Source organism: Microbacterium sp. (genome assembly GCF_017305435.1).
In the GTDB taxonomy this organism is placed as follows: domain Bacteria; phylum Actinomycetota; class Actinomycetes; order Actinomycetales; family Microbacteriaceae; genus Microbacterium.
On the sequence record NZ_JAFKIP010000003.1, the window covers coordinates 477,181 to 501,345 of the forward strand.

General features: G+C 69.8%; 19 protein-coding genes. 11 read left to right on the forward strand and 8 right to left on the reverse strand.

The features are described from left to right. Positions 1-126 precede the first annotated feature (126 nt). The 7 genes from purL to J0I43_RS05565 all read left to right on the forward strand — a co-directional run bounded on the left by purL (position 127) and on the right by J0I43_RS05565 (position 6,609). Positions 127-2,463, forward strand: coding sequence for a phosphoribosylformylglycinamidine synthase subunit PurL (purL, locus tag J0I43_RS05535; protein ID WP_292860263.1), 2,337 nt, complete (start codon positions 127-129; stop codon positions 2,461-2,463). 32 nt (positions 2,464-2,495) lie between these two features. Then, positions 2,496-2,630: a hypothetical protein gene (locus tag J0I43_RS05540; protein ID WP_292860266.1), complete on the forward strand. Its 135-nt coding sequence runs from the start codon at positions 2,496-2,498 to the stop codon at positions 2,628-2,630. 162 nt (positions 2,631-2,792) lie between these two features. Continuing rightward, positions 2,793-3,707, forward strand: coding sequence for a hypothetical protein (locus J0I43_RS05545; RefSeq protein ID WP_292860269.1), 915 nt, complete (start codon positions 2,793-2,795; stop codon positions 3,705-3,707). A gap of 9 nt (positions 3,708-3,716) precedes the next feature. Further along, on the forward strand, positions 3,717-4,448 hold the full coding sequence (locus tag J0I43_RS05550) for a hypothetical protein (protein ID WP_292860271.1): 732 nt from the start codon (positions 3,717-3,719) through the stop codon (positions 4,446-4,448). Between the two features lie 195 nt (positions 4,449-4,643). Next, positions 4,644-5,027 (forward strand): GntR family transcriptional regulator, encoded by a 384-nt coding sequence (locus J0I43_RS05555; RefSeq protein WP_292860273.1) that lies wholly within the window; start codon positions 4,644-4,646, stop codon positions 5,025-5,027. Beyond that, a complete protein-coding gene (locus J0I43_RS05560) occupies positions 5,024-5,926 on the forward strand; it encodes an ABC transporter ATP-binding protein (protein WP_292860275.1) in 903 nt (300 codons plus the stop codon). Before J0I43_RS05555 ends, J0I43_RS05560 begins: the two co-directional genes overlap by 4 nt. Continuing rightward, on the forward strand, positions 5,923-6,609 hold the full coding sequence (locus J0I43_RS05565) for a hypothetical protein (RefSeq protein WP_292860278.1): 687 nt from the start codon (positions 5,923-5,925) through the stop codon (positions 6,607-6,609). Before J0I43_RS05560 ends, J0I43_RS05565 begins: the two co-directional genes overlap by 4 nt. A 102-nt stretch (positions 6,610-6,711) precedes the next feature. Here the strand turns inward: J0I43_RS05565 and J0I43_RS05570 are convergent, their stop codons facing one another. After that, a complete protein-coding gene (locus J0I43_RS05570; RefSeq protein WP_292860281.1) occupies positions 6,712-7,011 on the reverse strand; it encodes a chorismate mutase in 300 nt (99 codons plus the stop codon). A 33-nt stretch (positions 7,012-7,044) separates the two neighbouring features. Here J0I43_RS05570 and J0I43_RS05575 point away from each other — a divergent pair, with 33 nt between their 5' ends. Next, complete coding sequence (locus J0I43_RS05575; RefSeq protein WP_292860283.1) at positions 7,045-8,193, forward strand: AI-2E family transporter; 1,149 nt, start codon at positions 7,045-7,047, stop codon at positions 8,191-8,193. Between the two features lie 33 nt (positions 8,194-8,226). On the opposite strand, the gene J0I43_RS05580 is transcribed toward J0I43_RS05575, so the two are convergent. From J0I43_RS05580 to J0I43_RS05595, 4 genes are all read right to left on the reverse strand, one after another. After that, positions 8,227-9,450, reverse strand: a complete 1,224-nt coding sequence (locus J0I43_RS05580) for a beta-propeller fold lactonase family protein (protein ID WP_292860285.1) — start codon at positions 9,448-9,450, stop codon at positions 8,227-8,229. Positions 9,451-9,463: 13 nt separating this feature from the next. Continuing rightward, positions 9,464-10,750, reverse strand: a complete 1,287-nt coding sequence (locus J0I43_RS05585) for an adenylosuccinate synthase (RefSeq protein ID WP_292860288.1) — start codon at positions 10,748-10,750, stop codon at positions 9,464-9,466. A 91-nt stretch (positions 10,751-10,841) separates the two neighbouring features. After that, the gene (locus J0I43_RS05590; protein ID WP_292860290.1) at positions 10,842-11,855 is read right to left on the reverse strand and encodes an aldo/keto reductase family protein; all 1,014 of its coding nucleotides are present in this window, start codon (positions 11,853-11,855) and stop codon (positions 10,842-10,844) included. 66 nt (positions 11,856-11,921) lie between these two features. Next, the gene (locus J0I43_RS05595; protein ID WP_292860603.1) at positions 11,922-12,869 is read right to left on the reverse strand and encodes an aldo/keto reductase family oxidoreductase; all 948 of its coding nucleotides are present in this window, start codon (positions 12,867-12,869) and stop codon (positions 11,922-11,924) included. A gap of 69 nt (positions 12,870-12,938) precedes the next feature. Here J0I43_RS05595 and J0I43_RS05600 point away from each other — a divergent pair, with 69 nt between their 5' ends. After that, on the forward strand, positions 12,939-13,841 hold the full coding sequence (locus tag J0I43_RS05600; protein ID WP_292860293.1) for a LysR family transcriptional regulator: 903 nt from the start codon (positions 12,939-12,941) through the stop codon (positions 13,839-13,841). A gap of 7 nt (positions 13,842-13,848) precedes the next feature. On the opposite strand, the gene J0I43_RS05605 is transcribed toward J0I43_RS05600, so the two are convergent. Continuing rightward, entirely contained in the window at positions 13,849-15,267 is a 1,419-nt protein-coding gene (locus J0I43_RS05605) for a mechanosensitive ion channel domain-containing protein (protein WP_292860296.1), read from the reverse strand. Then, positions 15,264-17,420, reverse strand: coding sequence for an adenylate/guanylate cyclase domain-containing protein (locus tag J0I43_RS05610; protein WP_292860299.1), 2,157 nt, complete (start codon positions 17,418-17,420; stop codon positions 15,264-15,266). The genes J0I43_RS05605 and J0I43_RS05610 overlap by 4 nt, the downstream gene beginning before the upstream one ends. Before the next feature lie 107 nt (positions 17,421-17,527). Between J0I43_RS05610 and J0I43_RS05615 the strand changes: the two genes are divergently transcribed. Then, the gene (locus tag J0I43_RS05615) at positions 17,528-18,259 is read left to right on the forward strand and encodes a Pr6Pr family membrane protein (protein WP_292860302.1); all 732 of its coding nucleotides are present in this window, start codon (positions 17,528-17,530) and stop codon (positions 18,257-18,259) included. Between the two features lie 78 nt (positions 18,260-18,337). On the opposite strand, the gene J0I43_RS05620 is transcribed toward J0I43_RS05615, so the two are convergent. Further along, on the reverse strand, positions 18,338-22,546 hold the full coding sequence (locus J0I43_RS05620; protein ID WP_292860304.1) for a DUF5979 domain-containing protein: 4,209 nt from the start codon (positions 22,544-22,546) through the stop codon (positions 18,338-18,340). 158 nt (positions 22,547-22,704) lie between these two features. Between J0I43_RS05620 and argG the strand changes: the two genes are divergently transcribed. Then, a complete protein-coding gene (gene argG / locus J0I43_RS05625) occupies positions 22,705-24,147 on the forward strand; it encodes an argininosuccinate synthase (protein WP_292860307.1) in 1,443 nt (480 codons plus the stop codon). Positions 24,148-24,165: the final 18 nt, after the last annotated feature.

Sequence of the window (24,165 nt, forward strand, 5' to 3'; positions counted from 1 at the left end):
CCGGCACGACCGACGATTCGCGCCGACGAAACCCGCAGCGGCGATGAACCGCGGGAGAACGGCAGACCCTCCCGGCTAGACTTGAGGCATCCCCCGCCGGCATCCCGAGTCTTGGAGTCCAGCCGCGTGAGCACCCCCGAATTCGCCGAGAAGGTCGCCGACACCGTCGAGCACGCCGTAGAGACTCCCGAGAAGGAGCAGCCGTACGCGGCGCTGGGTCTGAAGCCCGACGAGTATGCCGAGATCAAGACCATCCTCGGGCGCCGCCCCACCAGCGGCGAGCTCGCGATGTACTCCGTGATGTGGTCGGAGCACTGCTCGTACAAGTCGTCGAAGATCTACCTGCGCCGCTTCGGCCAGAAGGTCAGCGACGAGATGAAGACCCGCCTCATGGTGGGCATGGGCCAGAACGCGGGCGTCGTGGACGTCGGCGAGGGCTGGGCCGTCACCTTCAAGGTCGAGTCGCACAACCACCCGAGCTATATCGAGCCGTTCCAGGGCGCCGCGACCGGCGTGGGCGGCATCGTGCGCGACATCATCTCCATGGGCGCGCGCCCGGTCGCCGTCATGGATCAGCTGCGCTTCGGTGCGATCGACCACCCCGACACCGCCCGCGTCGTCCACGGCGTCGTGTCGGGCATCTCGTCGTACGCGAACTGCCTGGGCCTGCCGAACATCGGCGGCGAGACCGTCTTCGACGCGGTCTACCAGGGCAACCCCCTCGTCAACGCCCTCGCGGTCGGCGTCATGCGCCACGAGGACATCAAGCTCGCCAACGCGACCGGCGCCGGCAACCAGGTCGTGCTCTTCGGGGCGCGCACGGGCGGCGACGGCATCGGCGGGGCGTCGATCCTGGCATCCGACACCTTCGCCGACGGCGGCCCCACCAAGCGCCCCGCCGTGCAGGTGGGTGACCCCTTCGCCGAGAAGGTGCTCATCGAGTGCTGCCTCGAGCTCTACAAGGGCGAGCTCGTCGAGGCCATCCAGGATCTCGGTGCTGCAGGCATCTCGTGCGCGACGAGCGAGCTCGCCGCCAACGGCGGGTCGGGCATGCGCGTCGACCTCGAGAACGTGCTGCTGCGCGACCCCACGCTCACGCCCGAGGAGATCCTCATGAGCGAGTCGCAGGAGCGCATGATGGCGATCGTCGCGCCCGAGAAGCTGGATGCCTTCCTCGCGGTCACGTCGAAGTGGGATGTCGAGACGTCGGTCCTCGGCGAGGTCACCGGCGACGGACGCCTGCAGATCTTCTGGCACGGCGAGAAGATCGTCGACGTCGACCCGTCGACCGTCGCGGTCGACGGCCCCGTCTACGAGCGCCCGGTCGCTTACCCGACCTGGATCGACGCGCTGCAGCTCGATTCCGCCGCGGCCCTTCCTCGCACCGACGACCCCGCCGTGCTGCGTGCGCAGTTCGAAGCGCTCCTCGGCAGCGCGAACCTCGCCGACACCGCGTGGGTGACCAACCAGTACGACTACTACGTCATGGGCAACACGGCCCTGTCGTTCCCCGACGACGCGGGCATGATCCGCGTCGACGAGGAGTCGGGCCTGGGCTTCGCGATCGCGACCGACTGCAACGGCCGCTACTGCCAGCTCGACCCGTATGCGGGCGCGCAGCTCGCCCTCGCCGAGGCCTACCGCAACGTCGCCGTCACGGGCGCGGTGCCGACCGCCGTCACCGACTGCCTGAACTTCGGCTCGCCGGAGAACCCCGAGGTCATGTGGCAGTTCGGCCAGGCCGTCGACGGTCTCGCCGACGCGTGCCTCGAGCTCGGCGTGCCCGTCACGGGCGGCAACGTCAGCTTCTACAACCAGACCGGTGACGTGCCGATCTTCCCGACCCCGGTCGTCGGCGTCCTCGGCATCATCGACGACGTCGCCCGGCGCATCCCGAGCGGGTGGCAGGATGCCGGCGAGAACATCTACCTCCTCGGCGTCACCGCGACCGAGCTGTCCGGTTCGGCGTGGGCGGGGACGGTCCACGGCCACCTCGGGGGCCGCCCCCCGGCGGTCGACCTCGGGGCCGAGCGTCGCCTCGCGGAGCTCATCCAGGCGGCATCCCAGCAGGAGCTCGTGTCGAGCGCCCACGACCTGTCTTCGGGCGGCCTCGCGCAAGCCCTCGCCGAGGCCGTCATGCGCTTCGGCGTCGGTGCCCGCGTGTGGCTGCGCGAGATCATGGAGCGTGACGGCGTGGATGCCGCGACGGCCCTCTTCTCGGAGTCGACCGGCCGCGTCATCGTGTCGGTGCCGCGCGAGGAGGACGTGAAGTTCCGCGGTCTGTGCGAGGGCCGCGGCTACCCCGTGCTGCGCATCGGCGTGACCGATCCCGCCGCGGACGGCGACGAGCCCGCGCTCGAGGTGCAGGACGTCTTCACGCTCACCGTGCCGGAGCTGCGCGCGATCTCGCAGGCGACGCTCCCCGCCGCATTCGGCTCCGTCATCGCCGAACCCGCCGTCTGAACCCGCTCGACGACACCCCTAGGCTGAGGACCATGACCGATCAGGACGAGTACCAGGGCATGAACGAGGCGCGCACGCGGCGCACGCGGATCGTCGCGTGGGTCGTGATCGGCGCGCTGATCCTCGTCGGCGGCGGCGCGACGGTGCTCGCGCTCATCTTCGGCTGACGCGCGCGACCCCGCTTCGCCCGCGTCCCGGCGCCCGCACTCCATCGAGTGTCCAAGACACGCGGACGCGGCACCCCCGGCATCCGCGTGTCTTGGACGCTCGCGAAGGTGACGCGGGCCCGCGCCCGGCCGAGGTTCAGGCATGCTGGATAGCATGAAGGGGTGGAACCGTTCCTCGCGGTGTTCGCCGAGTTCTGGTGGATCGGACCGACGGTGATCGGTGCGGGCGCCCTCGGCTGGTTCGGGCTGCGCGGTCAGCGCGGCACGGCGAAAGCGCGTCGACTCGCGTACGACGCGTCGCGCGAGGCGCTGCGCACGGCCCAGCAGGAGGCCCAGGCATCCCGTCACGGCGTGCGCGTCGCGCGGGCGGAGCTCGCTCGCGCACAGGCGGCCCGCACCGCGGGATACACCGGCCCCGACGAGGTCGCCGCGGCGCGCCGCGCGCTCGACGCCGCACAGCGCGACACCCGGGCGGCGGCCGCGACCCTCCGCGCGCGGCGCGCGAACCTGTCCGCCGACCGGGCAGCGCTCGCCGCGCGCTCGTCCGACCCGGCGCACCTGCCGCTCGCCCGCGTCATGGCCGCCGACGACGCCGTCACGGCTCGGTGGATGGAATACGAGACGGATGCCGCGCGTCAGCTCGCGTTCCCGGCGATGAGCGATGCGCGGGTGCCGCAGACAGCCGCCTTCCTCGCCGCGCACCGCACGGCACGCGCCTTGCGGCCGGCGGCCCCCACCGCGCGCATCACCCCGGCGCAGTTCGGCGCGTACCGCGACGCCGTGGCGCGCCTGCACCACGCTTTCGAAGCGGCGGAGGCCGAGGCGTGGCGGCGGGCGCGCGCGGCCGGATCGGCGCCCGCCGGCCCCGGACCCGACTCGCCGCGCCCCGCCGACTGGGTGATCACGGCGCAGGAGATCGCGCAGAACCTCACCCAGACGGTGCTCGCCCGCGGTGCCGAAGCGCTCGCCCGCGCCACCGCCCCGCGACCACGTGACGGCGCCTCAGGGGGCCCCGACGGCGGGGGCCGCGGCGGTCCGCGCGACACACGCGGCGATGACCGCGACGACCACGCGTAGGCTGACCGCGTGGATGAGTTCTGGGCCTTCGCGCGCGACTACTGGTGGCTCGCCTTCCCCGTCATAGCCGTCGCCGGCGGCTTCGCGCGGCGCTGGGAGTTCAGTGCCCGGTCGCGCCACAAGCGACGTCTGGAGATCCTGCAGGCGAAGGCCGCGCTGAAGGCCGCGACGCCGCCCAAGCAGGTCGCGCACGCGGCGGAGCCGAAGCCCATCACGAAGCCCTCCCCGACCCAGCCGCAGCTGGAGAAGCTGTTCGCGGAGCACGACGCCGTCACGGCGCGCTGGCTCGACTACGAGCTGGATGTCGCGAAGCTCATCGCCTACCCGACGATCAGCGACGGCCGTCAACCCCTGACCGCCGCCTTCCTCCGCGCGAAGAAGACCGCCGACCGGCTCCGCCCCACGTCACCCAAAGCGCACCCGACCGACGCCGAACTCGCCGCGTACGCGAGCGCGGTCACCGACTACGAGGTCGCCTTCGACGTCGCCGAGCGCGAAGCCCGCCGGCTCCGCGACTCCGACTTCACCGAGACCGAGCGCAAGCGCCTCGCGACCGCGCAGAAGCTCCTGTCGGTCGCGGTCGACGGGGCGGCCACGCCCGCTGAGCGCCAGGTCGCCTACAAGCGCGTGCGCGAAGAGCTCGACGGGCTCATCGTCGTCTCCGACGAGGCGATCGTGGTGCTGGAGAAGAAGGTCGCGCTCCCGTTGGATGCCGCGGCATCCGACGCCCCCGCCGACTGACCCGCCCAACCCGCCCCCGCCCGCCCCGCCCCGCCGCGCCCCCGCCCAATCCGCCCCCGCCGAGTGTCCAAGACACGCGGACACCGGGCGCCGACCGTCCGCGTGTTCTGGACACTCGGCGGAAGGGTTGACGACACACGGGTTCTGTGGTTACTTAGTTGAGTAACTAACCACTGAACCCGGATGGAGGCGCGCGTGATCGAAGAGGGCAAACCGCTTTTCCTGCAGATCGCGGAGAACGTCGAGGACGCGATCCTCGACGGTGCACTGCCGGAGGATTCGCGCGCCCCCTCGACCAACGAGCTCGCCGCCTTCCATCGCATCAACCCCGCCACGGCGGCGAAGGGAGTGAACATGCTCGTCGACAAGGGCGTGCTCGTGAAGAGGCGCGGGATCGGCATGTTCGTGGCTCCCGGCGCCCGCGCGGCGCTCCTCGCCGAACGACGGTCGGCCTTCGCCGACCGCTACATCCAGCCGCTGATCGCCGAGGCGCGCACTCTCGGCCTCGGCCCCGACGACCTTGCGCGCCTCGTGCTGGAGCGCGCGGCCACCGACCACCTTGAAGGGAACGCACGATGACCTCCGTGATCGAGGTGCAGCACCTCACCAAGCGCTACCGCGACGCCCTCGCACTCGACGACGTCAGCTTCTCCATCGAGGAGAACACGATCTACGGTCTGCTCGGGCGCAACGGCGCGGGCAAGACGACCATCATGTCGATCCTCACGGCGCAGAACTTCGCGACGAGCGGCGTCGTCCGTGTGTTCGGCGAGGCGCCGTACGAGAATGCGCGGGTCCTCAGCCGCATCTGCTTCGTGCGGGAGAGTCAGCGCTACCCCGAGGACGCCAACGCCACCCACGCGCTGCGGATGGCCGCGATGTTCTTCCCCCGGTGGGACCAGGCGTTCGCCGACCGACTGGTCGCGGAGTTCCGCCTCCCGATGAAGCGTCGCATCAAGAAGCTCTCGCGCGGCCAGCTGTCCGCAGTCGGCGTGATCATCGGCCTCGCCTCGCGCGCCGAGATCACCTTCTTCGACGAGCCGTATCTGGGGCTGGATGCCGTGGCGCGGCAGATCTTCTACGACAGGCTCCTCGAGGATTACGCGGAGCACCCGCGCACGGTCATCCTCTCCAGCCACCTGATCGACGAGGTCGCCAACCTGCTGGAACGCGTCATCGTCGTCGACGGCGGGCGCGTCGTGATGGACGAGGAGACCGACGCCGTCCGAGGCCGCGCCGCCGTCCTGACCGGCGACACGGACGCTGTCGAGGCGTTCGCCGCCGGCCGCGAGGTCCTCCATCGCGAGAGCCTCGGCCGCGTCGCCGCGATCACGGTCCTCGGCCCGATCACCACAGACGAACGGGCTGCCCTCGCGCGAGACGGCGTGGAGATCTCGCCGGTCTCGCTGCAGCAGCTGATCGTCCGCACGACCCAGAACGCGTCCGCGGACGCCCACGAGGAAGGAGCGCTCCGATGAACAGGACGCTGAGCGTCACACGGCTGCAGTTCGTCAACAGGTACACGTTCGTGTGGCTGCCGCTGATCATCCTCGGCGCGTCGTTCGCCATGTCGATCATCATCTTCGCGCTCATCCCCTACGACGGCGCGAAGTACGGCGGCGGCAGCCAGGCGCCGATCTGGTACTTCTTCGCGGTCGGCATCATGTCGCTGAGCTACACCTTTCCCTTCTCGCAGGCGCTGAGCATCACGCGACGCGAGTTCTTCTTCGGCACGATGCTCGCCGCCGTCGGCACCGCCCTCATCCTCGGCGCGGTGTTCGTCGTCGGCGGTGCGATCGAGCAGGCGACGGGCGGGTGGGGCCTCAACGGCTACTTCTTCTACCTGGACTGGGTGTGGCGCGCCGGGCCCCTCGCAGCCGGCGCGTTCTACGCGGCCTGCGCGCTCCTGCTGTTCGTCATCGGCTTCCTCGGCTCGACGATCTACAAGCGGACCGGTGCCCTCGGGCTCACCGTGGTCCTCGTCGGGTTCGGGCTGCTCCTCGTCGCCGCGCTCTGGCTGATCGGCCGCATGGATGCCTGGATCCCGGTCGGCGAATGGATGGCCGGGCTCACGGTGCCCTCGCTCATCGTCGGCATGCTCGCCGGTGCCGTCGCCGTCGGCGCCATCGCCTTCGCGACGCTGCGCCGCGCGACGCCCTGACGCCCGTCCGCCCGCCGCCCGCCCGCCCGCGAGTGTCCAAGACATGCGGACTCGAAGAGCCGACCGTCCGCGCGTCTTGGACACTCGGCCGAGGGCGAGAGGCTACGCGCCTTCGGCCGCCGCGGTGTGGTGGCGGATCACCTCGGCGACGACGAAGTTGAACCACTTCTCGGCGAACTCGGGGTCGAGGTCGGCATCGGATGCCAGCCGCCGCAGCCGCGCGATCTGCTGCTCCTCCCGCGCCGGGTCGGAGGGCGGCATCCCGTACTCGGCCTTCAGCACACCGACCTGCTGCGTCGCCTTGAAGCGCTCCGCGAGCATGTGGATGAGGGCCGCGTCGATGTTGTCGATCGAGCCGCGCAAGCGGCGCAATGTCGCGGTCGGATCGGCGGCGTCGTTCATGGGATCGACCCTATCGCCCCTAAAGTGTGACGCATGAAGTCACGACGCTCCGAGCGCCCCGCCACCGCGGCATCCACGACGACGCCCGGCGCACCGGCGCACCTCCCCACGCCGGAGGATCGCGGAACGCGCGTGCTGACGAACCTCAACCGCCCGTTCGTCGTCGGCTTCTTCCTCACGTTCGGCGGGCTCGCCGCCTTCGCGCTGGGCGCCGCGATCTCGAGCCTCGTCACGATCTGGATCTACATCGCGTTCGCCCTCTTCGCCGCGCTCGGCCTCGATCCGCTCGTCCGCCGCCTCGAGAAGCACGGCACGAAGCGCGCGTGGGCGATCGTGATCGTCTACTTCGTCTTCGCGGTCGTGCTCGTCGGCATCCTGTGGCTCATCATCCCGACGGTGGTGTCGCAGATCGCGCAGTTCGTGACCGATCTGCCGTCGATGGTCGGGGCCTTCCGGAAGACCGATCTCTACGCATGGCTGCAGACGCAGTTCGGTCCACAGGTGCCGCAGCTGCTCGCCGAGGTGCAGAAGTTCCTCACCGACCCCGGCAACATCGCCACGATCGGCGGCGGCGTGCTGCAGATCGGCATCTCGATCGGGACGTCGATCTCGGGCTTCATCATCATCATCGTGCTGAGCCTGTACTTCCTCGCGACGCTGCCGGAGATGAAGCGGGCGTTCTACCGCATGGTCCCCGCCCGCACCCGCCCGCTCACGAGCGAGCTGACGGAGGAGATCACGGAGTCGGTCGGCGGCTACCTCGGCGGGATGGTCGTGCTCGCCTTCTTCAACGCCGTCGTCACGTTCATCCTCTACAGCGTGCTCGGGTTGCCGTTCCCCGCCCTGCTGGCGGTCGTGGCGTTCTGCCTGACGATCATCCCGCTCGTCGGTACCGTGCTGTTCTGGGGCGTCGCGAGCGTTGTGGCCCTCTTCGCGAGCCCGCTGTCGGCGCTCATCTTCGCGGCCTCCTACCTCGTCTACATGCAGATCGAGGCGTACGTTCTCACCCCGCGCGTCATGAACAAGGCGATCGCGGTGCCGGGCTCGCTCGTCGTGATCGGCGCGCTCGTCGGCGGCACGCTCATGGGCCTGCTCGGCGCGCTCGTCGCGATCCCGGTGACCGCGTCGATCCTGCTCATCATCAAGAAGGTCTTCATCCCGAAGCAGGATGCCGCGGTCTGAGGCCTCCGCTGGTCTCTGCGCTCAGGGGCCGCTTCAGGCGCGGGCGGCGAGGAGCATCGTCGGCGATGGTACCTCCGCGCGACGGCGCACGCGGCCGACCGCACCCGTGCGCTCGTCGAGCGCGAGTGCCGCGACGTCGTTCGACCGCTGCCCCACGACGAGAACGGTGTCGCGCTCTATGACGTGATGGCGCGGCCAGACGACGCCCGCCTCCGCGAGTGCGACGGGGGCGAGTGTGCGACCTCCGTCGCGCACTCGCAACGTCGCGAGGGCGTTGCTGCCGCGTATGCCCGCGACGGCATACTGCGCATCGCGGGTCAGGGCGATCTCGGCGGCGGCATCCGACCCGGGCGTCACGCCGGCCGCGAGCGGAGCGCCGCCGACGATCCGCCACCGCGAGGCGGGCGGCGCAGCCGGGTCGGCGGCGAGCACGAACACTTCGAGCGAGAGCTCGGTCACGACATAGAGGTGCCCGCTCGGATGCCACACCGCGTGACGGGGTCCGCTGCCGCGCGGCAGGGTGACCTCCTGGGTCAGGCGAAGCCCGGCCGCGCCAGCGGTCCAGAAGCGGACGAGGTCGTATCCGAGGTCCGTCGTGACGAGGACACCGCCGGGCAGGAAGCGCGCCTGATGGGCGCGCGACACCCGCTCCGGTGCTGTCGGCGCGGCATCGGAGCCGTCCGCGCCGTCCTCCTCTATGGCGGCCTGCGCCTCCGCGCCGAAGAGCGGCAGGTCGCCGAGGGCCGTGAAGCCCGTCATCCCGGCGAGCGCAGACAGCTCGGCCAGCTGGGCCGGCGTGCCGGCCTCGGCGGCGGGATCTTCGGCCGCAGCCGCGACGCGTGCCGCCCCGATCCGCCCGTCCGTCCCCAGGGGATACTGCACGACCCGCCCGTCACCCCAGCACGCGGCGATGAGCGACGACCCGTCGGGTGCGACGGCGACGTGGCAGACCGCGTCACCGGCATCCACCGCGGCGCCGTGCGGCGCGAACGTCTCCTCGCCCGTGCGCACGAATGCGCGCACGGTGCCGGTGAATTCCTGCGCGGCGTACAGCACGTCGAGTGTCGGGTGCGCGGCGATCCACGACGGCGAGGGGGCGGATGCCGCGACCCCCGCGAAGGCGAGGTCGCCGCTCGCGAGCGGGCTGTCGACCGCCCCCGCGTGCAGCACGCCGATGCCGTCTGCCGCACCGGCGACACCCGCGGCACCGGCGGCACCGGCGGCATCCGCCGTGTAGCCGCCGACCCAGAACCTCACGAGCGCTCCGAACTCAGTCGATGAGGTCGTGGCGGACGATCACCGCGTCGCGCGCGGGGCCCACGCCGATGACGGAGATGCGTGTGCCGCTCATCGCCTCGAGTGCGAGGACGTAGTCCTGCGCCTCGCGCGGCAGCTCCTCGAACGTGCGCGCCTCGGAGATATCCTCCCGCCACCCCGGGAAGTACTCCAGGATGGGGGTCGCGTGGTGGAAGTCGCTCTGGTTGACCGGCACCTCGTCGAAGCGCTCCCCGTCGACGTCGTAGGCGACGCACACGGGGATCTGCTCGAGCCCCGTGAGGATGTCGAGCTTCGTCAGGACGAGGTCGGTGATGCCGTTGACGCGCGTCGCGTAGCGCGTGATGGGCGCGTCGTACCAGCCCACGCGACGCGGGCGCCCCGTCGTCGTGCCGAACTCGAAGCCGCGCTTGCGCAGCCACTCGCCCTGCTCATCGAAGAGCTCCGTCGGGAACGGGCCCGACCCCACGCGCGTCGTGTACGCCTTCACGATGCCGACGATGCGGTCGAGGCGGTTCGGACCCACACCCGACCCGGTCGACGCGCCGCCCGCCGTCGCCGACGAGGAGGTCACGAAGGGGTAGGTGCCGTGGTCGACGTCGAGCATCGTGGCCTGGCCGCCCTCGAACACGACGACGTCACCGGCATCCAGCGCCTCACCCAGGAGCAGCCCCGTGTCGGCGACCATCGGGCGCAGCCGCTCGACGTACGAGAGCAGGTCGTCGACGACCTCGTCGACGGTGATCGCACGCCGATTGAAGACCTTCACGAGCAGGTGGTTCTTCTGGTCGAGGGCGCCCTCGACCTTCTGCCGCAGGATGTTCTCGTCGAACAGGTCCTGGATGCGGATGCCGACCCGGTTGATCTTGTCGGCATAGCTCGGGCCGATGCCGCGCCCGGTCGTGCCGATCATGCGCTTGCCGAGGAAGCGCTCGGTGACCTTGTCGAGCGTGCGGTGGTATTGCGTGATCACGTGGGCGTTCGCGCTGATCTTGAGGCGCGACGTGTCGAGCCCGCGGGCGCGCAGGGCTTCGAGCTCGCCGAAGAGCACCTCGAGATCGACGACGACGCCGTTGCCGATGACGGCGTTGACGCCGCGGCTCAGGATGCCGCTCGGCAGCAGGTGCAGCGCGTACTTCTCGTCACCGATCACGACCGTGTGGCCGGCGTTGTTGCCGCCGTTGAACTTGACGACCCAGTCGGTGCGATCACCGAGGAGGTCGGTGGCTTTGCCCTTGCCCTCGTCTCCCCACTGGACTCCGACGATCACGATGCCTGGCATGGGCTCACTCCCCCGTTTATCGGACGGTTACGCCTCAGTCTATCGGGGGCCGCGACACCCTCCGCCTGATGCCGCGCAGACGCGAACCGCCTCAGGACAGGCGGGTCGCGGGCGAGACCTCGTAGGTCCGAGCGGGATCGACCTCGGCGACCCCCGCGAGCGCGTCGTCGATCGCCTGCATGACCGCCGGCTCCAGCACCACGCCGGACGCCTTGACGGTGTCGGCGAGCTGCTCGGGGCGCGAGGCGCCGACGAGCGCCGCCGCGACGTTCGGGTTCTGCAGGACCCACGCGATCGCCAACTGCGGCATCGTCAGCCCCACGTCGGCCGCGATCGGCTTCAGGTTCTGCACCGCCGTGAGCACCTCGTCGCGCAGGAACCCCTTGATGAAGTCGGCGCCGCTCTTCTCATCGGTCGCTCGCGATCCCTGCGGAACCGGCTGACCGGGCAGGTACTTGCCCGACAGGACGCCCTGCGCCATCGGCGACCAGACGATCTGCGAGATCCCCAATTCCTCGGACGCCGGCACGACCTTGCCTTCGATGACGCGGTGCAGCATCGAGTACTGGGGCTGGTTCGACACGAGCTGGAACTTCAGCTCCTTCGCGAGCGCCGCCCCCTCCCGCAGCTGCTCCGCGGTCCACTCGCTGACGCCGATGTACAGGGCCTTGCCCTGGCGCACGATGTCCGCGAACGCCTGCATGGTCTCTTCGAGCGGGGTCTCGTAGTCGAACCGGTGGGCCTGGAATAGGTCGACGTAGTCGACGTTCAGCCGCTTCAGGGACCCGTGGATGCCGTCGAAGATGTGCTTGCGCGACAGCCCGGTGTCGTTCGGGCCCATGGGTCCGATCGGGAAGTACACCTTCGTGAAGATCTCGAGCGACGCGCGGCGCTGACCCTTCAGCGCCTCGGCGAGCACCTCTTCGGCGGCCGTGTTGGCGTAGGTGTCGGCCGTGTCGAACGTCGTGATCCCGGCATCCAGCGCCGCGTGCACCGTCGCGATCGCGGCCTCGTTGCCGACCTGTGACGCGTGGGTGACCCAGTTGCCGTAGGTGATCTCAGAGACCTTCAGTCCGCTGTTGCCGAGGTATCGGTAGTTGACCATGTGCGTGTTTCCTTACTGCGGTGATGCGGGGCTGGGGGTCTGCGGGGCTGGGGGGGTCTGCGGGGCTCAGGGGACGCGGTAGCCGGCCGCGGCCACCAGTTCGTACCATTCCGAGCGCGTCAGCGGGATGTTGGAACCGAGCGCCGCATCGGCGACGCGCTCGGACTTCGTCGTGCCGAGGACCACCTGGATGCCGGCGGGATGCCGAGTGATCCAGGCGACCGCGATGGCGATGGGCGGCACGTCGTACTTCGCCGCGAGTCGGTCGATCACCGCGTTGAGCTCGGGGTACTCCGGCGAGCCGAGGAACACGCCCGTGAAGAACCCGGCCTGGAAGGGCGACCACGCCTGCAGGGTGATGTCGTGCAGGCGGCAGTAGTCGACGAGACCGCCGCCGTCGAGCGTGTGCGACTGTTCGACGCCCTGCATGTTCGCCGCGAGACCCTGCGCGATGATCGGGGCGTGCGTGATCGACAGCTGCACCTGGTTGGCGACGATGGGCTGGCGCACCGACCGGCGGAGCAGCTCGATCTGCCCGGGGGTGTGGTTGGAGACGCCGAAGTGACGCACCTTGCCCGACTCTTCGAGGTGGTCGAAGGCGCGGGCGACCTCATCGGGCTCGACGAGCGCGTCGGGGCGGTGCAGCAGGAGGACATCGAGGTAGTCGGTGCGCAGCGTCTCGAGCGCCGCCTCGACGGTGCCGACGATGTGGTCGTAGGAGAAGTCGAACCAGGCGACGCCGTTCTCCCGGCGGATGCCGGCCTTGCTCTGGATCGTGTACTCCTCGCGCTGCGACGGCGTGAGGGCGAGGGCTTCCGCGAAACGACGCTCGCTGCCGTGCAGCTCGTTGCCGTAGATGTCGGCGTGGTCCATGAAGTCGATGCCGGCGTCGCGCGCGGTCCGGACGAGCGCACGGATCGCGTCGTCATCGAGGTCGGCGATCCGCATGAGGCCGAGGGCCACGTTCGGCACGGTCAGGTCGGTGGTTCCCAGAGGCACGCGTTTCACGTGCATCACGATACGGATCCGCGGACGATCGGTCCAACAGGTGAATGCTGTAACTTCGATCACTGGAGGTCATGAATGGAACTGCGTCAGCTGGAGTACTTCCTGTCGGTGGCGGAAGAGGGCCATTTCACCCGCGCGGCCGCGCTGTGCGGGGTGTCGCAGTCCGGCCTGTCGTCTGCGATCCGTTCCCTCGAGGACGAGCTCGGCGTCGAACTGCTGGCCCGGACGACGCGCAGCGTGCAGCTGACCGAGTCCGGGCGCGCGCTGCTGCCGTTCGCTCGCCAGGCGCTGACGCAGATCTCCGCGGGCCGCGACGCCGTTCTGGGCGCGGCGGAGCTGCTGACCGGCTCGCTCCACGTCGGTGCCGAGCAGTGTCTCGGCGTCGTGGACCCGTGTGCGCTGCTCGAACGGTTCCATGCGCGGTTCCCCGCCGTCGACATCCACTACACGCAGGCCGGATCGCAGGAGCTCGCCGCGGGCGTGCGGTCGGGGCAGCTCGACATCGCGTTCGTCGCCGCGACCGACCCCGCTCCGGGGTGCCGGCGCATCGCGCTCGGCAGCAGACCGCTCGTCGTGGTCGTCCACCCCGCCGATGCCCTCGCCGGTGAGAGCGAGGTGTCGTGGGAGCATCTCGCCGGCCGTGAGTTCGTGGACTTCCGCCCGATCTGGGGCGCCCGGCGGCTCGCCGACGCCGCCTTCGCCGCACGCGGGCTGGAACGCCGCGTGCGCATCAGCGTCGACGATGTGCACACCGTGCTGGAGTTCGTCGACCATGGCCTGGGCATCGCGATCGTGCCGCAGCATGTGTCGCAGAAGCCCGAGGCGGCTCGTCTGCGCGTGCTCGACCTCCCCGAGCGCGATCGTCCGGAGTGGACCGTGAGCGCGCTTCTCGGTGCGCACGCGGGCGCCGCGGCATCCCGGTTCGTCCGGCTCATCGAGCAGCCGCTCGCCGAGCCCCTCGCCGTCGCGCGCGTGTGAGCGACGCTCAGCGCTCGGTGAGCATGCCGATGTTGATCCCCGCGGCCGCGAGCGCCTCGGTGGCGGCCGCGCGCTTGAGCTCGAGCGAATCGCCGATGTCCGCGGCGAGCCGCGGCCGCGCACGCACGAGATCGTCGAGGGTGGCCAGCGGGACGACCAGCAGCGTCACCACGTCGACGGCGACGGCCGCCGCCTGCGTGCGTTCGCGAGTGAGCGCGGTCTGACCGACGATCTCGCCGGGGCCGGCGTCGCTCGCATCGACGACGATGTCGCCGACGGTCACGCGGAACACCGCCCTCCCCGACACCACGAAGCCGAGTTCGTCGGGCACGATACCGGCGGGGACGATCACTTCGCCGAGGCCGTACCGCTCGAGGCGCGAGGTCTCGCGTAGGCGGTCCGCGTCCTCCGGGCGCAGGTGCAGCGCGGGGGCGAGCGCCGCGATCGCCTCGTCGAGACGCTCCGGCTCGGCGATCGGATCGGTCGCATCGCCGTCGAGGGCGAACCGACGCCGCCGTGCCGCGTACCAGAGCCAGGAGAGGTAGACGCTCAACGCGTCGCCGGCGAGGCCTGGCCCCGTGATCGGGATGAAGACGGTGTACCCGCCGGCGCCGCCGTAGCTGGCGGTCGCTTCGAGACCCGGTACCCGCATCGGCAGGTTCCGGGCGGTCTCGACGAGCAGCGCGATGACTTCCTGCGGCGGATCGTCGGTCGCGAATTTCGCACCTGCGCTGACCCAGTACGCCCCCGCGGGCTGGGACTTGTTCGTGAACGACGCGCCGGACAGCGTCGAGTTCGGCACGATCTGGATGCCGGCACCCGTGTCGATGTGCACGGCGCGCCAGTTCACCTCGATGACGCGGCCCTCGCAGCTGCCCACGGCGAGCCAGTCGCCGATCTTGAAGGGCTGCTCGAAGAGCAGGAGGAGCCCCGAGATCACCCCGCCGACGGCGTTCTGCAGCGCGAGACCCACGACGATGCCGGTGACGCCGAGCGCCGCGATGAGGCCGCCGACATCCGCGTTCCACACCCACGAGAACAGCAGCGCGAGACCCACGACGACGAGGAGGAGGCGCACGATCTCGACGAAGATCGTCGGGATGCGCTCCTGCCACGAGCCCGCTCGGGCGTTGCCGAACAGCGCGACGTTGAACGCCGAAAGGATGAGGAGGATCACGAGGAACCCGAGCACCGTGGCGACGACCCGCGTCCACACCTGGTCGGCCTCGGACCGCAGCGCGAAGGCCAAGAGACCGAACAGCCCTCCCACCGGGACGATCCAGTTGCGCACGAGGCGTACCGGCGCCGCGGCCGGCGACCCCCGCCGCTGCAGCACGGCGAGCACTTCGGTGAGCACGACGAGCAGCACCGGCACCCCGACGGCGAGGGCGACGGCACCCCAGATCAGGCCCCCGTCGAGCGTCACTGCTCGACCCTCCACACCTGCTGCTGCGTGCCGCGCACCTCGACGGACCCCGCGGCGGCGAAGCCGACCGTGTCCTGCAGCCGATCGCGGACGGTCTGGCTCACGTAGATCCCGGGCGCCGGGCTCACATTCCGCGCGCGGTATGCGATGCTGACGGCATCCCCCCACAGGTCGTAGGCGAGGTTCGTCCGCGCCACGAGACCGCTCGTCACCGTTCCGGTGTCGACGCCGGCACGCAATCCGATGGACGAGCCGTTCTGCGCGTTGAACCGATCGATCACATCGCGCATCTGCAGGGCGAAGTCGACGGCGCGACGGACGTTGTCGACGCGGGGGACGACGAGGCCGGAGGATGCCAGGTATCCGCCCCGCAGCGTCCGCACCTTCTCGATGCCGACCTTCTGCGCCGCCTCGTCGAATCCGCGCATGAGCACGTTGAGCTGCGCGACCTCCTCGCCGTTGTCGAGGCCGCGCGCGTAGTCGTCGAACCCGACGAGCTCGGCGTACACGACGGACACGTTCTCGTGCTGCTCGGCGATCGCCTGCTCACCCGCCTTGTACCGCTCGGCGAGAGACTCGGGCATGAGCGCGTGCAGCAGTCGCCGATTCTCGGTCTGCTGCTCGTCGATGAGCTCCTGCTTGAGCCGCAGGCTGGAGGCCATGTCGTTGAACGCCGCGCCGAGGTCACCGAACTCGTCACGCGACCCGGTCGCGACCTGCGCGGTGAGATCGCCTCCCGCGATTCTGCGGACGGCGTCGCCGAGGCGACGGATCGGCCGCGTGAACACCTGCGCGAGGAGGAGTGAGAGCACACTGACGGCGAGGAGGAGGGCAAGGGTCGAGAGCACCAGGTTGCGGGTGAAGTCGACGACCGGGGCGAAGGCTTCGGACGTGTCCATGCGCGCGACGGCGACCCAGTGCACGCCGTCGATGTCGACGGGTGCGTACGCCGTGAGGTTCTCCCCACCCAGGTAGCTGGTCGAGATCGCCGTCCCGGTCTCGCCACGGAGGGCCGCATTGACGGATGTGGTGTTGACGGGCTGGATGAGTACGGTGCCGCCTACCGCGACCGCGCGGTCGGCGATCTCCGGCGACGTCCCGTTCGCGATGACGTCGGCGCGGTACTTCTCCGGATCCTCCAGCAGTTCGCGCGACGCGCTGCGCATGAGGTGGTCCTCCCCTGCGAGGTAGACCTCTCCCGTCTGCCCGAGGCCCTGGTCGGCCCACTTCTCATCACCGGTCATGGTGGCGTTGATGGTGTCCAGCGAGATCTGCGCGGCCAGCACACCGGTGATACCGGTGTCGTTGCCGATCGGCGAGAGCACCCAGACCGTGGGCACGTTGAGCGACGGGATCCAGCGCTCGAAGTCGGTGACCCGTACCGTCTGCACGCTGTTCGTCGCGAGGACATCCTTGTACGCCTGCGCCAGCAGCGACTCACGGAAGGGTCCGTCATCGAGGTTCGTGCCGAGATCGATCCCCTTGTATGCCGAGTAGACGACGTCGCCGGAGAGATTGAGGAAGAGCACGTCCTCGTAGCCCACCTCGTCGACGAGTCGGGAGAGGTAGTCGCCGTACTGCTGCGCCGCGGTCGAGAACGGGGTTCCCCCGTCGGCGGCGTCATCGACCTTCAGCGCAGCGTCGAAGTCGGTGAACTGCGCGGTGTAGTGGTACTGCAGCCACTTTCCGGCGGGCGATGTCGGAATGAACGCCGTCGGGCTGTAGGTCTCCCCCGTCCGCTCCTCCAGCTGCGGGATGAAGGTGTCCGTGTAGTAGCTCTCGAGCGCGCTCTCCTGCTCGGGTGTGAGCGTGCGGCTCTGCAGGTCGTCGAATCCGGCGTTGAGCGCGCGCGACGCAGTCTGCGCGCTCAGGTTGCGCGAGTTCAGCGTGACGCCCTTGGCCTGCGTCGCCATCGTCGTCTCGATCGCCGCGACGCGCAGCTCGCGCACCGTCGTGAGCTGCTCGAAAGCCGCGTCGCGCAGGGACTCCCGCCCGCTGATGTAACCGATGACTCCGACCACGACGGCAGAGACGAGGCTCACGCCGAGCAGCATGATGAGGAGCTTCGACTGGATGCCGAGGCCGCCGCGCCGGCGTCGCGGCCGGTCTGCGGGGGCTTCGGTCGCGCTGTCGCGGTGGTCGGGTGCGCTCATCGGGCCCTCTCGTCCGTATCGTGTGCGGCGTCTTCCCCAGGTGCGCTCACTCTAGCGACGCCGCGACGCTCCCGGAAAGGGTGCCGACGGCGCGCTATGGTGCACTCGTGAATCCGCGCCTCTGGTCCCTACTCCGTCTCGCCGTCGCCGCCCTCATCGTCGCGGCGATCGTCGCCCAGTTGATCCGCTCGACGACGAACTCGATCGAGAAGGGATGGCCCGTGGCCCCCACGATCATCGACTTCTTCAGCTTCTTCACCATCCTGTCCAACGCGCTCGCGGTCGTCGTGCTGCTCATCGGCGGCATCCTGATGCTGCGGGGCACGGGAGGGGAGGGCGCGGCAGGGAAGAGCGCGGTCGAGTCGCGCGGCTTCGCGACCGTGCTCGTCTGCGTCTCGACGTACATGATCATCACCGGCATCGTCTACAACCTGCTGCTGCGCAACATCCCGCTGCCGCAAGGCGCAACCGTGCCGTGGTCGAACGAGATCCTGCACGTCTGGGCGCCGATCTTCCTCCTGCTCGACGTGCTGCTCGCGCCGCGTCGCCGCGCGCTGGGGTGGTCAGCCCTCGGGGCGGTCGTCGTCTTCCCCCTCGTGTGGCTCGCGTACACGCTCATCCGCGGACCGCTCCTGCACGACTTCCGCACCGGCAACGCCTGGTGGTACCCGTACCCGTTCCTCAATCCGAACGTGCAGCCGTGGGGATACGGCGGCGTCGCGCTCTACTCGATCGGCATCGCCATCGCCATCGTCGCGGTCGGCGCCTTCACGGTGTGGGTCGGCCGGCGCCGCGGCATCCCCGTCGACGAGGCGTCGACCACCGCCGCCGCGGTGTGAGACGGCGAGGTGCCGCCCTCCTCACTGACAGGTGGTCAGTGAGGAGGGCGGCACCATTGGACCGCGCGCCCGGTCGGATTACACCGTGTGGCGTCGACGTCTGATCAGGAGGATCGCCGCACCCCCGAGGATGAGGGTCGCGCCGCCGAAGATGCCCGCCGTCCACAGCTGCCCACCGGTGACCGGGAGCTTCGGCGTCAGGCCGAGCGTGTTCGCGAGGGAGACCGCGGCGCTCGTCCCCGGCTCGCCGCTCACGACGATCGTCGCAACGGCGCTGCCCTGGTCGGTCACCAGCGTGACGTCGTCGCTCGTCGAGCTCCACGTGGTGCTGCTCCACACGACGCGCTCGGCGAGGGTCGTGCTCTTCTCCTCGACGCGCACCGCCGTTCCGAGCGGGAGGTCGCCGACGGTCACGGGAGTGCCCGCCGTGATCGTGACCTCGCGCGTCTGCTGCTCGCCGAGCAGATCCGTCCAGGTGAGGGTCACGGGGAAGGCGGTCGACGCCGATGCCCCGGCCCCCTCGCCGGTGAGGCTCTTCGTCAGCACGATGCTCCCGAGCGACGGGATCGCGGTGTTCTCGAGGCCCACCTCGGCGACGGTCGCCGCGCCGATCGTGACGACGGCGGAGCCATCCTCACTCGCGACGACCTTCTCGCCGCTCCAGGTCGGCACCGCCCACGTGAATCGCTCGTTGTCGTCGAGGCCCGCCTCCGTCAGCGTCACCTCCGTGCCGTGCGGGATCATCGTCGGGAACTCGGTGACGGTGCCGTCGGTCGGCACATCGAACGATTCGCTGTGTCGCTCATCGCCCTCCCACCACGTGGCGAGCACGGAGACCGTCGGCGGAACGTCGGCGTCGTTCAGCGACACGCCCGTCACGGTCTTGGCGACCGAGAACGTCCCCGGCGCCCAGTTCGCCTCGTTCGTGACGGTGACGAGCGTCGTGGCGCTCTGCTGATCGGAGACGACGACGGTCGCGGTGCGCTCACCCGTCGAGGTCACTCCGTCTCCGGAGATGACGACCGAACCCCAGACGACCGTCGGGAACGCCGGAGACGTTCCTTCGGTGAGGGTGACGACGGTGCCAGCCGGCAGCTGCACGCCGAGCGGCGTCGGCTCGACCGCGTTGATCAGGAGGTTGCGCGACTGCAGCTGTTCGTCGGCATCCCGCCAGGTCGCGGTCACCGGGAACTCGGTCGACGGATCGACCTCGTCCTTCGCGGCGCCGGCGATGCCCTTGATCAGGCTGATCCCGGCCGTGGAGGTGGCCGCATGGTTCTCGAGCGTGACGGATGCCTCTGCGTTCCGCCCGATCGTCACGACAGCCGACGTCCCCTGGACCTCGACTCCCGTTCCGGACCACACCGGGGCGCCCCACGCGATGCTCGACCCATCCGAGAGCGGCGTCTCCGTCAGCGTCACCTTGGTGCCGATGAGCAGGTTCTGCCCGAACGGCACGGACGTGCCGTTCGTCGGGAGAGTGAGCGTCGACGTCTGCGCGGTGCCGCCCTCCTCGGTCCAGGATGCGGTGACGCTCACCGTCGCCGGGACGGCGGGGTTCTGCGCCTGGGCGCCCGTGACGGCCTTGGTCAGCGTGAAGGTGCCGCGCGTGCGCTCGACGCTGTTGGTCAGCGAGACCGTCGCAGGAGTCGTCGCGTTCTGCGCCGTGACGGTCACCGTCGCGGGGTCGAAGACGGGCGTTCCCCACGTCAGCTGGTCATCGTCCGTCGGACGCACTTCGCTGAACGTGACGACGGCCCCGATCGGGAGCTTGTCGAGGGTCACCGGCGTCCCCGCCGTCACGGTGAACGTGCGGTCCGGCTGCGCCGGGACGTTCGCTCCGAGTGAGGACGTGTTGATCTTCGCCGTGACGGAGTACGTCTTGGCCGCGTCGACGAGACCCGCGGCACCGCCGGTGACGCTCTTGGTGAGCGTCACCGAACCGAGCTGCGCGGTGTTGGTGAGCGAGACGTCGACGTTCGTGCGGGGCGATATCGTCGCGGTCGCCGTCGTTCCGTCTTCGCTCGGGACGACGCCGGGCGACGCGGTGAACACGGGGGTGCCGAACGTGACGCCGGGCACCGACGGGAACGTGGGCTCGCTGAGCACGAGCGTCCAGCCCGTACCGCGAGCGTTGAGCGACTTCACCGGAGTGCCGTCGAGCGGCACCGACAGGTCGTACTCGTTCTGCGTCGTGCCGGTGGGGTCGACCTCCTTGACGTGCACCGTGAACGCCGTCCCGGCGGGCACGAATGCGGCGCCGGCGGTGTCGGCGAGGGTCTTGCTCACCGCGACACCACCCTTGGCGACGCCCGTGCCGGTACCGCTGCCCTTGTTGTTCTGGGTGACGGTCTTGGTCTGCTCGATGCCGCCGCCGGTCACGGTGTTGCTGTAGGTCGTGCCCGCGGCATCCATCCCGCCGCTCGTCGTGCACGTCGTGTACGTGACGACGTACTGGTATTCGCGGCTGAAGCCATCGCTCGTGCCGGTCGGGATCGGCAGGTTCTTCGCGGGGATCGTGAAGGTCAGAGTGCCGCCGTTCTCGGCGACCTGGGTGTCCGAGGTGAGATCCACCGTCGCCAGACCGCCGCCGCTGATCTGGTCACGCGCCTGGACGGTGAGGTTCATGCGCGCGGCGAGACCACCGCTGGGATCGCCCGCCTCGCACACGGTCTGCGAGGACGAGAGGACGTCGGTCAAGGTGAGCTCGTTCTGGATGTCCTCGATCTTCTGACCGGGGATCGTGATGGACCAGTTGAGAGTCGTCTGCGGCATGTGCTCGACGCCGTCGAGCGTGACGATCGACGAGTTGATGTTGCCGTTCTTGCCCTCGTTACGGCCGGGGACCGTCGCGGTGCCGGAGGTGGGCGTGCCGTTGACGGACGCCGAGTTCTCGTAGGCCGTGCCGCCGTTCGGAAGGTCCGCCTGGGTCACGCACGTCGTGTAGCTGATGATGTAGCGCCAGTCCGACGGCTTGAACACGAGCGTCGGGTCGTCGATCGTATAGGTCACATCGAAACCCGAGGTCGACTGACTGTTGACCGTCTTCGAGAGCTTGCCGGTGATGTCCTGGCGGAGGCCGGGGGCGTTGCCGGGGTTCGGGCCATACTGCTCGACGACGGTGATGCCGGAGATGGTCGATCCGTCCGTGCAGACCTGGTGTCCGCCGCCGAGCGTCTCGACGAGGTTGATCGTGTCGGTTCCGACGAGGGCGGACCCCGGGACGACGATCTGCCACGCGATCTTTCCGTCGCGGTTCGCGCCGCCCAGCACGCTGCCGGACTTTCCGATCCCCTGTGCCCACGGCTTGTTGGTGACCGTGCCGACACCCTCGCCGGCCGCACCCCAGCCCTGGATCTGCGCGGTGTTGTCGTACGTCGTGCCCGAGGGGTCGATCTGACCATCGGGAGTACACGTCTGGTACGTCACGCGGTAGGTGACGTTCGCGTCGAACGGACCCGCGAGATCGAAGGCGAACGACGTGTCACCGGGGGCGCCGTCGAGCGTCGCGATCGACGTCACGTCGACGACCGTCGAGCCGCGAACGGTCTGCACGGTGAAGCCGATCGGGTCGCACAGCACGTGACCGGCGCCCAGGGTATCGGTCACGTGCGCGACCTGGTTCCCCGCAGCGACGAGGTTCGCACCCGGGATGTCGAGAGTCCACGTCATCGACCAGTTGTTGGCGTTCATGACGCCCGACTTCGTGACCTCCCCCGGAAGGACGATCCCGCTGTCGATGCCGCCACCACCGGGCAGTTCGACGGGCACGAGCGCACCGTTGAGATCGAAGACGACGTCCTTCTCCTCGGTCGCCGCGACGGCCTCGATGTCGAACTCCCAGGTGCCGCTGATGTCGTCGCGTCCCACGACCTCGTTGCTGAGCGTGCAGGTTGCGATGCTCGTGGCCGGGTCGGTGATGCACGTCCCGAACGAGATCGTGCCGCCCTCACCATCGCTGCCGACGAGCGGGAAGGTGATCGCCTCGGGGAAGTCGAACTCCGCGGGCAGGCCGATCGTGAAGGAGTCGCCCGGCTGCGGGTTCGCGTCGGTCGCGTCCCACGTGCCGCTGAGCGTGGCGACGTCGCCGACGGTGAGCTGGCCCGGCGCCGGGCCGGTGAGGGTCGTGACCCCGACTTTGATCGCCGGGTTGGGGGCGGCGACCGCTGCCGGCGCGATCCCGCCGACGACGCCGGCGAGTCCCATCAAGACGGCGACGAGTCCCGCGACGAAGCGGTTTCCCCCGATCCGTGCGCGCCGTCGGTCGTCGTGTGCGTGCGTGCGCATGCGTCTTCTCCCCAAGATTCCCCAAGAATGCAGATGTTGGCCAACCAGGGTGCCTGGCGGATCTGGCCGATGTCTCTACCGAGTCCAGCCTATCCGCGACTTGCACCGGAGGCGGTCCATCGATTCGATAACGCTCGCCCTCGGTAGACTTGGGCCCCATGTCGAAGGTCCTCCAGTCCCTGCCCGTCGGCGAGCGCGTCGGCATCGCCTTCTCCGGGGGTCTTGACACCTCGGTTGCCGTCGCGTGGATGCGCGACAAGGGCGCGATCCCCTTCACCTACACGGGTGACCTGGGTCAGTACGACGAGGACGACATCGCCTCGATCCCGGGCCGGGCGCTGCAGTACGGCGCGGAGGGTTCGCGCCTCATCGACTGCAAGCCGCTGCTGGTCGAAGAAGGGCTCGTCGCCCTCGCCTGCGGCGCGTTCCACATCCGCTCCGGGGGGCGCACCTACTTCAACACGACGCCGATCGGCCGCGCCGTCACCGGCACGCTGCTCGTCCGCGCGATGAAGGAGGACGGCGTCGACATCTGGGGCGACGGCTCGACCTACAAGGGCAACGACATCGAGCGCTTCTACCGCTACGGTCTGCTCGCGAACCCGGCCCTGCGCATCTACAAGCCGTGGCTGGACGCCGACTTCGTCACCGAGCTCGGCGGACGCAAAGAGATGAGCGAGTGGCTCGTCGCGCACGACTTCCCCTACCGCGACTCGGTCGAGAAGGCGTACTCGACGGATGCCAACATCTGGGGCGCGACCCACGAGGCGAAGACCCTCGAGCACCTCGACGTCTCGCTCGAGACCGTCGAGCCGATCATGGGCGTGCGATTCTGGGACCCGTCGGTCGAGATCGCCACGGAGGACGTCTCGATCACGTTCGACGCCGGCCGCCCCGTCGCGATCAACGGCCGGAGCTTCGCCGACGCCGTCGCGCTCGTGCAGGAGGCCAACGCCATCGGAGGCCGTCACGGCCTCGGCATGAGCGACCAGATCGAGAACCGCATCATCGAGGCGAAGTCGCGCGGCATCTACGAAGCGCCCGGCATGGCGCTGCTGTTCATCGCGTACGAGCGTCTCGTCAACGGCATCCTCAATGAAGACACGCTCGCGACCTACCACGAGCAGGGGCGGCGCCTGGGGCGCCTGATGTACGAGGGCCGCTGGCTCGAGCCGCAGTCGTTCATGCTGCGCGAGTCCATTCAGCGCTGGGTGGGCTCCGCGATCACGGGCACCGTGACGCTGCGTCTGCGCCGCGGTGAGGACTACACGATCCTCGACACGACCTCCCCGAACCTCTCCTACGGTCCGGAGAAGCTGTCGATGGAACGCGTCGGCGACGCCGCGTTCGGTCCCGTCGACCGCATCGGCCAGCTCACGATGCGCAACCTCGACATCGCCGACTCACGGGCGCGGCTGGAGCAGTACGCCGGGCTCGGACTCATCGGCGGCGCGACGGCCGAGCTCGTCGGCGAGCTGTCCAGCGGCGAGTCGCGCGAGATCACGGAGCACGCCGAGGCGACGGATGCCGAGGGCGTCGCCCTCGCCGATGCCGTCGAGGCGGCATCCGAGTCGGCGATGTACGACTTCGGCGCGGACTGACCCTTCGCGTACGGGCGG

What these genes read in the sequence shown, in the direction of transcription:
- J0I43_RS05540 (WP_292860266.1), top strand. Translation starts at nt 2,496, where the DNA reads ATGACCGATCAGGACGAGTACCAGGGCATGAACGAGGCGCGCACGCGG.
- J0I43_RS05560 (WP_292860275.1), top strand. Translation starts at nt 5,024, where the DNA reads ATGACCTCCGTGATCGAGGTGCAGCACCTCACCAAGCGCTACCGCGAC.
- J0I43_RS05565 (WP_292860278.1), top strand. Translation starts at nt 5,923, where the DNA reads ATGAACAGGACGCTGAGCGTCACACGGCTGCAGTTCGTCAACAGGTAC.
- J0I43_RS05570 (WP_292860281.1), bottom strand. Translation starts at nt 7,011, where the DNA reads ATGAACGACGCCGCCGATCCGACCGCGACATTGCGCCGCTTGCGCGGC.
- J0I43_RS05575 (WP_292860283.1), top strand. Translation starts at nt 7,045, where the DNA reads ATGAAGTCACGACGCTCCGAGCGCCCCGCCACCGCGGCATCCACGACG.
- J0I43_RS05585 (WP_292860288.1), bottom strand. Translation starts at nt 10,750, where the DNA reads ATGCCAGGCATCGTGATCGTCGGAGTCCAGTGGGGAGACGAGGGCAAG.
- J0I43_RS05590 (WP_292860290.1), bottom strand. Translation starts at nt 11,855, where the DNA reads ATGGTCAACTACCGATACCTCGGCAACAGCGGACTGAAGGTCTCTGAG.
- J0I43_RS05595 (WP_292860603.1), bottom strand. Translation starts at nt 12,869, where the DNA reads ATGCACGTGAAACGCGTGCCTCTGGGAACCACCGACCTGACCGTGCCG.
- J0I43_RS05600 (WP_292860293.1), top strand. Translation starts at nt 12,939, where the DNA reads ATGGAACTGCGTCAGCTGGAGTACTTCCTGTCGGTGGCGGAAGAGGGC.
- J0I43_RS05610 (WP_292860299.1), bottom strand. Translation starts at nt 17,420, where the DNA reads ATGAGCGCACCCGACCACCGCGACAGCGCGACCGAAGCCCCCGCAGAC.
- J0I43_RS05620 (WP_292860304.1), bottom strand. Translation starts at nt 22,546, where the DNA reads ATGCGCACGCACGCACACGACGACCGACGGCGCGCACGGATCGGGGGA.
- argG (WP_292860307.1), top strand. Translation starts at nt 22,705, where the DNA reads ATGTCGAAGGTCCTCCAGTCCCTGCCCGTCGGCGAGCGCGTCGGCATC.